Consider the following 14536-nt stretch of genomic DNA (forward strand, 5'->3'; position numbering starts at 1 on the left):
GCATCCGCGTTTTGTTAGCGTGCTTCAAGCGTCGCCCCTGTGCGGGGCGGCACCTACTTTTCTTTGCCGCCGCAAAGAAAAGTAGGCAAAAGAAAGCGGCTAACACCGCCAATTCTTCTTCCTGCCTGAGGGACCCCAAAGGCTCTTACGCTTCACACGGCAATCACGTGACTTCATGCTTGTTGCCAGCGCTCTTGCGCTGCGCCTCACCCACTTCACGCCCCGCGTTTCAGCATGCCGTGCCAGGTAGTCCACCGCCGCCCAGGTGGCAAACTGTGTGTCGGCCCCTTGTGCTCCACACGCCTCACTCCGGACCGATAGCGCACGCGTTCCACCCTGTAAGAGCCAGCCCTTTCAAGGTCTTTGCGCTGCAAACCTGGTAGGCAGTATGACTTCCTGCGGGACAGAGGCTGGCCCGCCGCGAAGGAATCAATCGCGGGTTAGCATGACTGCCAGAGCCGCACGGTGCGGACGTACCGCACCCGGCGATTTCCGACGCGGAGGAATTGAAATGAACGCCCCCCACTCGTAGCGGCAAGAGACGAGAGTCGTGGGCCCTCACCAGACCGCCGGTACCGGAATGTCCCAAATGGGGGGATCATGACGATCTCCCCAGACAACAAGGAGCGTCCGCCATGAATCCCACCCCAGTTGGCGTCGACATCGCAAAATCGGTGTTTCAGGTGCACTACGTCGATCCGGAGTCCGGAGAAATCGTGAACAAGCGGATCAAGCGAGCCAGGTTCCTTGAGTATTTCGCCAATCGCCAGCCTTGTCGGATCGGTATGGAGGCGTGTGGCGGTGCACATCACTGGGCTCGCCAATTGATCAGGATGGGGCATCAGGTCAAGCTGATGCCGGCCAAGTTTGCCAAGGCGTTCAATATCCGCAACAAGAGCGATGCCGCGGATGCACGTGCACTTTGGCTGGCAGTTCAGCAACCCAGCAAGGCCGTCGCGGTAAAGACTGAAGCACAACAGGCCGTACTGGCGCTTCACCGCATGCGCCAGCAACTGGTGAAGTTCCGCACGATGCAGATCAACAATCTGCGCGGTCTGCTCACCGAGTATGGCGAAGTAATGGGCCAGGGCCGTGCCGCGCTCGACAACGCCATGCCGGGTGTACTGGAACGGGTTGCCGAGCGCCTGCCGGCCGTCCTGATCGACACGCTGCGTGAACAGTGGGACGGGCTGACAAAGCTGGACCAGCAGATCGATGAGATTGAGCGGCGGCTGCGTCGGTGGACTCAGCAAGACAGCGCCGTCAAGGCACTTACCGACATTCCCGGCGTGGGAGCGCTGACAGCCTCGGCAGCCGTGGCGACAATGGGCGATCCGAACGCATTCAGATCGGGGCGCGAGTTCGCGGCATGGGTCGGCCTTGTACCCAAGCAAACGGGATCGGGCGGCAAGGTCATCCTGCTAGGCATCAGCAAGCGCGGTGACACCTATCTGCGCACGCTGCTCATCCATGGTGCGCGCTCCGTGTTACGTCACGCAAAATCCCCCAGCGCCTGGCTGCAGGACATCCGCAAACGCAGACCATCAAACGTCGTGACCGTTGCGCTCGCCAACAAGATCGCAAGGACAATCTGGGCGATTCTGGCTCACGGTCAGCCGTACCGGAGCGATCACGTGAGCACAAAACTGGCGTAATCACGGGGCCTTAACACTGAAAATTGACCACCACGGCACGCGAATGACTCGTTAAAAGGTTGCGATGGCAATCGAGTGGATGACAACACAGGTCGGACCAGGACTCGCCAAACCTGAATGCTGGCAAGAGCTCCAAGCTCGTCGGAGGAATGAGGTGCGAGTCAGCGAATTTCATCGTGGCCAGCAGCCCATACAGCTGCATCAGGCCGGATATAGAGCTGCAAGCCCATCCTGTTCCGTCAGAACACACGAAAGTCCTTGCAAACGGGGGGCGTTCATATAGCCGCCGGGTAGCAACGACGCATTGCTGCGCCGCTGCCCCCTAAGAACGCAGCGTGCGACTTTCACCGCACTGCGCTCAAGCACAGCATGAAATGTCGACCCGACACCGACCATGCTAACCGCTCATGGACTTCGCACGCATCTCGTCGTTGATTCACCCCATTGCTGAGGCGAAAGGCGCTGAACCGCAGTGGTGCCGGTCTCTTCCAAGCTTCCTCCCGTTGAATCTCAAACGATGGCACACGACAGCTGCACCATGCGGAAGTGGGCACCCTTTCAGGTCGGGGCAAAGTTTGAACCCCTATGCTGCCCATTACAGGCTGCCGTTCGCTTTTTCCGCAATCCCATGCCCGCTTCCCCAACAGCTTTCCTTGCGGGTTGCCTGCCTTCATCCCGGTGTACTGAGATAAAGGCGGGAAATCGGGTTTACCACGTTCCCTCTATTGCCGACCCACGAGTCCGCGGATCTATCCGGTTAGCACCTGCCTGTTCCCCGATGGCACTTCGACGACGTACTCCCACATGCTAAGGAAGCAACCTGCCATTTACCTTTTGGTTCAAGCCTGTCAGCAGCTTTGGCTTGTTCGTGTTTGCGAGGATTCGTACGGCAATTCACTTACGTTGTGCATTCGGAACTTGCCTAGCCTTCACACCGCATTGCTGCTTGCAGTGTCCGTTCCTCCCGTCACCGAGTTGAACCGTCTCTCGAAAAGTACATTGTCCCCAGAGCTTCACACCCGACGGTTACCCATCACGCATGTCCAGGTAGGCAACTACTGGTCGCACAGCAGGTCACAGCCTCCATCGTGAAGAACAGCGACGGCGGAGTGTGACAAGACAACAGAGAGCTTTGCCCTCATCGTACTTCAGCCGGTTTTACGTCCGGCAGACGGCGACACGTGTCGCAAAGCATGGAACACGATAGCACTCTTTACGTGGGTCTCGATGTGCATAAGGATTCGATCACGGTCGCGTATGCCATCGGCGCGGGCGAGGTTGAACTGCTCGGCAAGATCGGTACTACGCAGGCCGACATTGAGCGTTTGTGCAAGCGACTGCAGTCCAAGGCGCGCCACATACGCGTCGTCTATGAGGCAGGCCCCTGTGGATACGGGCTTTACCGGCAGCTCATCCAGAAGGGATTCGAGTGCATGGTGTGCGCACCGTCGCTGATTCCCCGCAAGCCAGGGGAGCACATCAAGACTGACCGACGCGATGCCGTCAAGCTCGTCCGATCGCTGCGTGCCGGCGACCTGTCGGCCGTCTACGTCCCCAGCGTCGACGATGAAGCATTCCGGGATCTGGCCCGCGCATGGGTGATTGCCAAGGACGACCTGAAGCGGGCACGGCAACGGGTAAAAGCCTTTCTGCTCTCGCACGGCGTGCGTTACCCCGCTCTGCCGACTGGGGGCCAGCGCACCGGCGCTGGCTGGGCGCATATAGCTTCGACAGTGCGTGGCAGCAGTTCGCGTTTGAAGAGCTACGTCGCGCGATCGAGGACCGGCTCGCACAATGTGACCGGCTGGAATCCGCGCTGCGTGAGGCGGTCACCAACTGGCGCTTCTATCCCGCCGTACTGGGCCTGCAGGCAATGCGCGGTGTCCAGTTCACCACGGCAGTGGGCATGCTCGCCGAGCTGGGCGATCTCTCGCGCTTCGTGCACCCACGCCAGTTGATGGCGTGGCTGGGCGTCACGCCCTCCGAGCACTCATCGGGTGGCAAGCGCCGTCAGGGCAGCATCACGAAAAGCGGCAACAGTTATGCAAGAAAGCTGCTGGTAGAAGCCGCATGGAGCTACCGGCACCCTGCACGCGTGAGTCCCGATATCCAGTGTCGCCACGAAGGCCTGCCCAAACCGATTGTGGATCGAGCCTGGGACGCGCAGGTGCGCCTGTGCCGACGCTATCGCAAACTCGTTGCGCGCGGCAAGCAGAAGAATATCGCCGTAGTCGCAGTTGCCCGTGAACTCAGCGGATTCATCTGGGACATCTGCCGGCTCTCCTTGTCGCTGGCCATACCGCGCCAGACACAGATGCCATGATCTACAGCAATGCCCTGCGTCTGCATCCAACGTAACGACATGCGAAGGAGTTTCCTGAAGGCGGCGTAGCCCGGCACACGAGTAACCCGCGACCAGGGTAGGCAACGGATCTTCATCCGACTTGCGGTGGTAGGTAGCGGAAGGCTCATTGGGCGGACATCTGTAATGCGGTAGCCAACCCGCGGATATCAGCTTGATCCACCGTCGAGATTTACTGCTACGTCGCCCTCAGGAAATTCAAACATTGAAAACACAGAACCGATCATGTTGACACCAGAAGTCATATCAACCTGGCAAGATGTTAAGGAACGACGGGTACGAAGGGATGTTCGACGAGGTGATGAAGCGTTTCGAGCAGCAGGCACCGGTATGCGTGATGGCACGCCTGGCACTGCAGAGAGCCATCGCGCCGCAATGGATCGACGAGGTGTTCGCCGAGCACCGGCAGCGGCAATATCCACGTGAATTGCTGTTCTCGACGGTGGTTGAACTGATGACGCTGGTGTCGCTGGGACTGAGTCCGTCGCTGCACGCTGCAGCGACACAGACGAAGCCCCTGCCGGTGTCGCTGGCCGCGCTCTACGAGAAGGTCAACCGCACCGAACCCGCGATCCTGCGTGCCCTGGTACAGGGCAGCGCACAGCGTCTGGGGCCGGTGCTGGCGGCGTTGCCATGCCAGCCCAGCCTGCCCGGCTGGCGTGTGCGGGTGCTTGATGGCAATCACCTGCCGGCCAGTGAGAAACGGCTGGCGGCGTTGCGCGAGCAGCGTGGCGCGGCGTTGCCGGGGCACGCGCTGGTGGTCTACGAGCCGGATCTGGGTCTGGTCACAGATCTGGTCGCCATCGAGGATGCGCACGCGCAGGAGCGCTCGGCCATGGCCCCGCTGATTGAATGTGCCGGCGCGGGCGAATTGTGGCTGGCTGACCGGAACTTCTGCACCGGGACCATCCTGCAGGGCTGGCATCAGGCACAGGCCTGCTTCATCGTGCGCGAACACGGCCGCAACAGCCCGGCGCTTGCCAGCAGTGGGCCATGGGTGGACGGTGCACGTATCGAGACAGGTCAGGTGCGAGAGCAACGCATTGACCTGAAGGCTGGCGTCGTCTGGCGTCGCATCGAGCTGACGCTGGACAAGCCGACTGATGCAGGCGATACCGTGATTCTGTTGTGGAGCAACCTGCCTGCCGCGGTGGGCGCACACGAGATTGCCCGGCTGTACCGCAAGCGCTGGCGTATCGAGGGCATGTTCCAGCGACTCGAGTCGGTCCTGCACAGCGAGATCCGCACCTTGGGTCATCCACGTGCCGCGCTGCTGGGCTTTACCGTCGCGGTGCTGGCGTACAACGTGCTGGCCACGCTCAAGCGCAGTGTTGAAGCTGCGCATGCTGCCGCCGATGAAACAGGTGCAGCGCCGCCGGACGTCTCGACGTACTACCTCGCCGTGCAGATTCGCAGCCAGTATGAGGGCATGCTCATCGCGCTGCCGCCAGATGAATGGTCGCACTGGAGCGATGCCACGCCCGACGTGATTGCCGGCAAACTGCTCGAGCTGGCCCGCTGCGTCGACCCGATTCAGGTGCGCACACGCACGCGTGGCCCCAAGACCCGCAAAACCGCACCCTATGTCGAAGGCGCGGTAGCCCGCGCCCATCACAGTACCGCTCGCCTGCTTAAACGCGCCAAAGGCGGGACATCTTGATCAAGACCTTGAAAGGGCTGCCTGTAAGAGCGCCAAGCTATACGACGCGACAACCTACACACAGTTTGCCACCTGGGCGGCACATGCCATTCGCTGCCGCGAGCCCTTGTGCGGATGTTTGAAGTGGGTGAGGCGCTCATTCGAAGCGTTGGCAACGCACGCAAACAAAGACGCCGCCGTGTGAAGCGTAGGACCGGTTGGGGGCCCTCAGGCAAAAACTAGCGCTGGCGGTGTTAGCCGCTTTCTTTTGCCTACTTTTCTTTGCGGCGGCAAAGAAAAGTAGGTGCCGCCCCGCACAGGGGCGACGCGTGACGCACGCTAACAAAACGCGGATGCCAGCGCAAAAGCCAGCACAACCAAACCGCTTGCGCAGCAAACACCCCTCCACGGATACCAGCGAAAGCCCCAAAAAAACCAAACCGCCTGCACCGCGAAGGTGCCACACGAACTCTAACGAACCGCAAGCGCGCGGCTTGCAAAACCCATGACGACTGCTTACATCCAACACAAGCCGCGCATGGGCACCACATGCTGCAGCATCAACCGCACGCGACCGGCATCAGCCGCTAGTCAGTCACATCCCCCCAAAACCAAAACCTGACATCTGTTTCCCCCGCGACAAGCGGTAACGCAAAACAACACCCCCGTAACCCGCCGTCACGCGGCGCCCCCTAGCATCGTTGTCATCCCGCCCGCCGCATGCCCTCGCGCACGGGCCGTCTCCGACAACCGCTGATGAACCTTTCGCGTCCCTTTATCGAACGCCCGGTGGCGACGACGCTGCTTTCGCTCGGCATCGCGCTCGCGGGCCTATTCGCTTTCGCCCGGCTTCCCGTTGCGCCGCTGCCGCAAGTCGACTTCCCGACCATCTCCGTGCAGGCCAGCCTGCCAGGCGCAAGTCCCGAAACGGTTGCGAACAGCGTCGCGAGTCCGCTCGAACGGCATCTCGGACAGATCGCCGACGTCACCGAAATGACCTCGCAAAGCTCCGTCGGCATGACGCGCATCACGCTGCAATTCGGCCTCGACCGCAACGTCGACGGCGCGGCGCGCGACGTGCAGGCCGCGATCAACGCTGCGCGCGCCGATCTGCCGTCGAGCCTGAAGAGCAATCCGACCTATCGCAAGGTCAATCCCGCCGACGCGCCCGTCCTCATTCTCTCGCTCACATCGCACACGCTCACGCAGGCAAAGCTCTACGATCTCGCGTCGACGATACTCGTGCAGTCGCTGTCGCAATTGCCCGGCGTCGGTGAAGTGGATGTGAACGGCTCGGCCAATCCCGCGGTGCGCGTCGAGTTGAATCCGACCGCGCTCTATCACTACGGCATCGGTCTCGAAGACGTTCGCGCGGCGCTCGCATCGGCGAATGCCAACAGTCCGAAAGGGATCATCGAAAGCGAAGGCAGGCGCTTCCAGCTCTATGCGAACGATCAGGCGCGCACCGCCGCGCAATACAAGGACCTCGTGATCGCATATCGCAACGGCGCAGCCGTGCGCCTGTCGGACGTCGCCGAAGTCGTCGATTCCGTCGAGGATCTGCGCAATCTCGGCCTCGCCGGCGACAATCAGCCATCGGTGCTGGTGATGCTTTACCGGCAGCCCGGCGCGAACATCATCAGCACCGTCGATGGCATCCGCGCGACCGTCGCGCAACTCAAGCCCGCGCTGCCCGCCGACGTCGACATCCTCGAAGCCTCCGACCGCTCGACGACCATCCGCGCCTCGCTGCACGATACGGAAGCCACCCTGCTGATCGCCGTCGCGCTGGTGATACTCGTCGTGTTCTTCTTCCTCGGCAGCGCGCGGGCCGCGTTGATTCCGAGCGCGGCCGTACCTGTGTCGATCGTCGGCACATTCGCGTTCATGTATCTGCTCGGCTATTCGATCGACAATCTGTCGCTGATGGCTTTGACCGTGGCGACGGGCTTCGTCGTCGACGATGCGATCGTCGTGCTTGAAAACATCGCGCGTCATCTCGAAGCGGGCAAGTCGCGCATGCAGGCAGCGCTGCTCGGCGCGCGCGAAGTCGGCTTCACCGTGCTGTCGATTTCGATCTCGCTGATTGCCGTGTTCATTTCGATCCTGCTCATGGGCGGCATCATCGGCCGGCTGTTTCGCGAGTTTGCGGTGACGCTTTCGGTGGCGATACTCGTCTCGCTCGCCGTATCGCTCACGACGACGCCCATGATGTGTGCACGGCTGCTCGCGAGCACAAAGCACGATAACGGCGGCAGCGCATCGCATATGCAACGTCTCTCGCATTTGCTGACGCAGCCGCTGCAACGCATGCGCGAAGGTTACGCGCGAACGCTCGACTGGTCGCTGCGTCATCCATTGCTGATGATGTCGTTGCTGCTCGTCACCATCGCGCTGAACGTGTTTCTCTACATCGCAATTCCCAAGGGCTTTTTCCCGCAGGAAGACACGGGCCGTTTGATCGGCGGCATTCAGGGCGATCAGAGCGTGTCGTTTCAGGCGATGGAAACGAAGCTCAAGCAACTGATGCAAATCGTCCGCTCGGACCCTGCGGTGGCGAGTGTGGTGGGTTTCACAGGCGGACGTCAGACCAATACGGGTTTCGTGTTCGTGTCGCTAAAGCCGCTGTCGCAACGCAACCAGACTGCCGATGAAGTGATCGCGCGGCTGCGTCCCGCGCTGAACGAAGTGGCGGGCGCGCGTCTCTATCTGCAGCCCGTGCAGGACATTCGCGTAGGCGGCAGGCAGAGCAACGCGCAATATCAGTTGACACTGCTAGGCGACACGAGCGCCGACGTGTACAAATGGGCGCCGCGCCTGACGCAGGCGTTGCAGTCGCTGCCGCAACTCGAAGACGTCAACTCGGACCAGCAACAAAGCGGACTCGAAGCCGATGTCGACATCGACCGCGCGACAGCCGCGCGCCTCGGCATCACGCCCGCGCAGATCGACAACACACTGTATGACGCGTTCGGTCAACGGCTCGTCTCGACGATCTACAACCCGATGAACCAATACTATGTGGTGATGGAAGTCGCGCCGCGTTACTGGCAGCATCCGGAGACGCTGAACGATCTCTATGTCAGCACATCGGGCGGCACGCCAAGCGGCACGCAGTCGACGAACTTCGTGGCGGGCACCGTCAGCGGCCCGACCGCCACGAGCACGTCACAAGGCAGTTCGAATGCCGCGCAGGCCGCCGGAAGCGCGCAGGCTGTCACGACGCCTGGCGGCACGGCAACGCCCACTGAACCTGTCGCAGCGTCGACGAGCGCCGCGTCCGCGACGGGCGCCGATGCAGCCAGCAGCACGAGCGCGGCATCCGACGTCACCGTCACGCTTCCCACAGCAGGCGCAACGCCGTTCGCGCTTGCCGTTCCCGCACTGAACAGCACGAGTACGAGCAGCACGGCCTCGACTACGACGAGCAGCGCCGCCACCGTCGCCGCCGATTCGGCCCGCAACCTCGCGATCAATTCGCTCGCGGCAAGCGGCCATTCCAGCGCATCGGCGGGAACGTCCGTCAGCACCGCGCAGGAAACGATGATTCCATTCAGCGCGTTCGCACGCTTCAAACCGGGCCACACCGCGCTCGGCGTGAACCATCAGGGCAGCTTCGTCGCCACGACGATCTCCTTCAACCTGCCGCCGCATGAATCGCTGTCGACAGCGATGACGGCCATCAACCGTACGATGATCGACATCGGCATGCCTGCGTCCCTTCACGCGAGCTTCGAAGGCACGGCGCGCACCTTCCAGCAGTCGCTGTCGGACGAGCCGTTGCTGGTGGCCGCCGCGCTGCTGTCCGTGTATATCGTGCTGGGCGTGCTGTACGAAAGCTACGCGCATCCGCTGACCATTCTGTCGACGCTGCCTTCGGCGGGCGTCGGCGCGTTACTCGCGCTAATGCTGTTTCGCGTCGAGTTCACGGTGATGTCGCTGATCGGCGTCATTCTGCTGATCGGCATCGTCAAGAAGAACGCGATCATGATGGTCGACTTCGCTATCGACGCCTCGCGCTCGGGCATGTCGCCGCGCGACGCGATCTACCACGCGAGCCTGATGCGCTTCCGCCCGATCATGATGACGACCTGCGCCGCGCTGCTCGGCGCGCTGCCGCTTGCGCTCGGCAGCAGCGAAGGCGCCGATCTGCGGCGGCCGCTGGGCATTTCGATTGTCGGCGGATTGATCGTGAGCCAGATACTGACGCTGTATACGACGCCCGTCGTGTATCTGTATGTCGACCGTCTCGGCGTCTGGCTGCGCTCGCGCTTTGCGCGGCGAGCGCTTCAGTAAATTTCCGCGTGACCTGATCCGCACGACTCGACGTCAAGCGCCTCCTTCGACCCGGAAAAAATGCATCTGCCCGGATTGATCGAGCGCCGCGATGCCCTTCATCCCGGCGTCCGCTGCGCAGGAAATGAACTGCTTATCGCCCTGAAAGGCGCAAATGAGCGCCCCGCTTTCAACCGACGTGATCTTCAGTATCCCGTCATATGACCTCAACATCAGGCGATCAGCAGACACTGAGACTTGCTCGATGCTTCCCGTATGCGCACGGTGAACCGCGAGATTTCGGCAATGCGCTGCATCCCAGATTGCTACGGTTCCATCGTACGATGAAGTCAAGATCCTGTCGTCGCCCGTCACGAGCACGCTGTTGACGGACGCTTGATGGGAACCCAGTTCGCGCAGGTCAGCTCTCCGCTGATCCATGTCGAAGATGAACAAGGCGCCGTCTACGCTCGTGACCAACGCGCGCTCGGGTGCCAGGAAGGCGATCATCGAAGGCTTACTCCCGGTGGCGGACCACCTCCAGCTTCGCAGTTCGGCGTCTGCCCCGGGTGGCCTGTCCAGTGCCCATTCGCGCACCATCCGGTCTCCACCCGCGGAGAGCGCCCGTCTCCCGTCTGGCGATGCCGCGACGCAAGCCGGAGAATCGCGTTCGTAAGTCGCGATGAACCATGAGGTGCCCTCCTCGGGTCTCCATTGCCCGACGCATTGACCCGCCACGAATACCACGGCGTTGCCATCAGGGGTGAAACATGCATCGCGTATTGTCTGGAGCGGTAGGCTTTCCGCGTGACCACTCGAGTCCAGATTCCAGACGCAAAGCAGTTCCGCGTTCCACGCCAGGACCCGCGGCGCCCCGGTGGCCACGACGAGCCGCCTCGGCGCTCCGATTTTCGGGTCGCCGAATGCGTCCCCGACCGGGCGCGAAACCGTAGAAGCAAGTGCGCCCGTGCTCATGTCCCACAGGCCGAGGCGCCCATCCTCCAGGACCGCCACCGCATGCGCGCCATCCGTCGTCAGTTTCACCTCGCCGGAAGCAGGCAACCCGGCGTCGTCGGGTTCATCGGTGGTCTGCCACTCAGCCGCCCATTCCTTGATATGCACGAGATCCGCTGACAGGACGCGTGAACTGTCCCGAGCAAATGCGATGCCCTTGACGTCGTAGCTGTGCGCGCGGCGATACATCGCGCTGCGCGCGCGCCGCGCGATGCTCCACACTTCCACCGTGCCTTTGTCCGTTCCTGTCGCTATGAATTGCTGGTCTGCCGACAACGCGATGACGGTCGGCTCATCATCCGACGAGAAAGCACAGACCGGGGTCTGCGGATGATCGGCCGAACGAACTTCGACCCGACCTTCTTTCGTCGCGACGGCAACAAAGCCGTCTGGCCACGTTCGCGCGAGCGCCACTGGCTGCCCGTCGAGCTGAAACAGGAGCCGCACGTTGGACAGCCCCTGATCGAGCAGGTGCACGGAACCATCCTCGCGCGCCACCACGGCACGGTCGCCGGACGGATCGAGACTCAGCGCGACCACGCGGTTGTCGTTCTCGTCCCAGATGATCTCGTGGCTTCCTCCTGCGATGTCCCATGCCACGAGACGTCCGCGACTGCATGCCGAGAGCGCCCGGCTACCGTCCGCGCTGATCGCGAGGACGCGTGGGATCGTCAGGTCGTCATGCGCATGGCCTTCCCAAATCCGGTTTCCGGACGCGCCCAGCCGGAAGACAGCGCCCAGACTGTCGGAGCATAGACACCACCGCGCATCGACGCTCAAAACGAGCCCGAAGGGGCGGCATCGGGGTGGGGTTTCCAGATGCATCTCCTGCAGCCGCCATTTCTCGAGATCCCAGACGAGCACGACGGCGCCTTCCGGGTCGGAACTGTACGACACATGCGCTGCCCAAGAACCATTGGCAGAAAACGTGACACTGGTGAGCGACTCGGCACGAGAGGGGCGCAGCCAGCGTATCGACCGCTCCGCTGCGAGCGATGCCGTCAATGGCCTGAGCCACGGCTCACGATTCCCGAAGGCCCGTTGAAGCCTGCCGTTCCGTAACGCCTGCATCTGCTCTGGAATTCGCGCGAGCAGTTGCGCCGCCAACTGCGACGGGTCCCACGCAAGTGTGTGCGCCGATTTCCGCAACGCGTCGCGCAACAATCTGGCCGAGGGGTCGTCGATGACGTTGTCGAATTCGCCGACCAGCGAGGCGATCCCGGTGACATCGAGTTTCGAGCGAAGCCATTCGAAGTCGCGGAGCAGACTCAGAAGCCGGTCCCGCCGGTTCGCGCGCACGCAGTGCCAGCCGAACCAGCGCCACGCATAGTCGTGCGGCAGACGATGAGGATCGGCCCAGGCATCGAGCAGCCTGCCATGCGTCGTCTCGGGGTCAACGACCTTCACAGCGAGAGCACGCTGGATCATGTCATGCATCTGGACTTCGCCAGACCTTCGATCCCAGCGCAGCACGCTGATCATGTCGAGCGGCCGGATCACTTCCTCTTCGACGTCGATGTCCGTCATCCGCCACAATTCGGCGAGCACCTGCGCTGGAACTGGCACATCTTCCGGAAAGAGCGCCAGTTCGGCAGCCTTTTGACGAACGCCCGGAAATCCTTCCTCAGCGAATTCCAGTCCGGCATCGACGGATTTTTCGACGGCCGCGTTTCGGGCCTGCGAATCACGGCGGTCGAAGCTGAGCACGCCACGGCGTTCGAGCAGCACACTCACGCGTGCGATACACGCGGCCAGGTCGCCACCGCGCGTTCGGTGCTCCTCGCGGAGCCTCGCGTTCACGAGATCCAGCAGCAGGGGCCAGTCGTCGAGTTGCCCGGATAGTTCGCGCAGGATGGTTTGCGTCGGCCCGTTGGTCGGCAGGTTTCGCCCGAGCAGAGTTGCGCCTTCATCCACATCCATCTGTTCGACGGCAATCTGCCGGCATTCGATTTCGTCGATCTGGTCGATCAGGGTGCTGATTCGCGTCGTCACCAGCAGCCGGGGACCGTCGAACCCGAGCAGAGGACCGAGATGCTCCGCATGCCAGACATCATCGATAACGAGCAGGCTCCGGTGCCCCTTGAACACGCCGGCAAGCGCCTGGGAGATGGCCTCGACACCCGCCACCTCGACACGGTTGCCCGCCGCCGACAGGTAAAGGTCACCCAGAATCGTCGCCAGTGCGGGACGCTCGCCGAGCGTGATCCAGAAGATGCCGTCCGGAAACTGGCCGATGACTTCGGGTGTGCTGCACACGTGGATTGCTAGCGAGGTCTTTCCGGTGCCACCGCCTCCCTGCAGCACGGTGCACGCGACGGGCGGGCGTGAGGCGCTGCCCACGAGCGAGCCGGCGATCGCATTCGTCAATCCCGTCCGGCGCACGAGACCCTGCGACGACGGAATAGCGTGTCGCCGACCGCTCAGCCCGCTGCGCATGATGGCTGAGAGTACGAGCGCGGCGAGATCGTCGGGCGTGCGGAAAAAGCTCGCGAGCTTCTCAGTGCACAGTTCGCTCCTGAACGCCATCAGCCTCGCGCCTGCGTCGCCTTCGCCGCTCACCTGGTCGTCGAAGCGGTCGGACCAGGCGGCACGGGTTTCGGGAGCAGCGAAGAAGAGCAGTGAGCGGCGCATGCGTCGCTGCGCCTCGCGATATTCAAGTTCGGTAATCGACTTTCCTTCCGGATTACCGTGGTCGGCGGGCGGCGCATAACCGTAGCGCCATGCGTACAGGCCGACGAAGATGTCGCACCGGGCCACGTCGCTGAGGCACCGTTCGAGGGGACGTTCGTCCGAAGCGGTATAGGCCTCCATGCGAACGACATCCAATCCCGCTTTCTCCAGCGCGTCGAAGACTGCGGCCCGATACTCACGCAGATCTTCAAATGTGGAAGAGAGGTAGATCTGCAAGCGCTTCATCGATGCTCCGTGTCCGTAGATACCGCAACCTTGTTCTTGCGATGGACCCCTCTCCGGGATAAAGCCGCTCGCCGTGCGCGCGTCGGGCGCAACGCCTGTTTGCCAAAAAGACACGCAATAAACGTTCAGATTGGCAACAACCAGGACATCTATTCAAAAAGATGTGTTCGCAATTTATGCAGCGCCGTGCGGACCGGGGAGCATCGCGCAGCGAATGACAGAGCTACGATCACTGCCTGCGTCAAGTGAAATCAACTGTGACGGGAAGCACTGCGCCGACGGCAATCTACTGGTTTGACGTGACATTATATTAGGGTCGCCCTGCGAACCCTGCCACGCCCGAATTGAACTATATTGCAACGTGCGCTGGAATCAAGGAGGGCTTCTGCACAATCGCCCGCGCGCACTCAATGTATTAATTCTTTATTGCCATCAATCCGTCGGGCGGATTAAATTTACACGGCTCCTTTGCGCTTCTTTTCGATAGTTACTAGACTCGTAACTACTCTTCGACCTGACCCACAATCCCGGCGTCGAATAGCGACGGATTTGAAAAGATTCTCTTCAAATCACAATCATTAGTCATCCATAATATGGCAATGTTTCAAAGCGGATATCCCTGCATGGGATACCCTCGTTCCGGCTAGCCATTTCGAGTGTCGCGCGAACTGGCGA

4 protein-coding genes and 1 pseudogene are annotated in these 14536 nt (G+C 61.8%); 4 read left to right on the plus strand and 1 reads right to left on the minus strand.

Annotated features, from left to right (window positions below; all coding sequences use genetic code 11):
- The first annotated feature begins 635 nt into the window (after positions 1-635).
- From H1204_RS32810 to H1204_RS32825, 4 genes and pseudogenes are all read left to right on the plus strand, one after another.
- A complete protein-coding gene (locus tag H1204_RS32810) occupies positions 636-1655 on the plus strand; it encodes an IS110 family transposase (RefSeq protein WP_180728075.1) in 1020 nt (339 codons plus the stop codon).
- 1193 nt (positions 1656-2848) lie between these two features.
- A pseudogene (locus tag H1204_RS32815) lies at positions 2849-3978 on the plus strand (IS110 family transposase).
- Positions 3979-4354: 376 nt separating this feature from the next.
- Positions 4355-5677 carry an IS4 family transposase gene (locus H1204_RS32820; RefSeq protein ID WP_180735118.1) on the plus strand — a complete coding sequence of 441 codons (1323 nt, stop codon included), beginning with the start codon at positions 4355-4357 and terminating at the stop codon, positions 5675-5677.
- 735 nt (positions 5678-6412) lie between these two features.
- Positions 6413-9952, plus strand: a complete 3540-nt coding sequence (locus tag H1204_RS32825; RefSeq protein ID WP_180734681.1) for an efflux RND transporter permease subunit — start codon at positions 6413-6415, stop codon at positions 9950-9952.
- A 33-nt stretch (positions 9953-9985) separates the two neighbouring features.
- Here H1204_RS32825 and H1204_RS32830 read toward each other — a convergent pair whose 3' ends face one another.
- Complete coding sequence (locus H1204_RS32830; protein ID WP_180734682.1) at positions 9986-13861, minus strand: DUF4062 domain-containing protein; 3876 nt, start codon at positions 13859-13861, stop codon at positions 9986-9988.
- Between the last annotated feature and the right edge of the window lie 675 nt (positions 13862-14536).

This window comes from Paraburkholderia sp. PGU19 (assembly GCF_013426915.1).
In the GTDB taxonomy this organism is placed as follows: domain Bacteria; phylum Pseudomonadota; class Gammaproteobacteria; order Burkholderiales; family Burkholderiaceae; genus Paraburkholderia.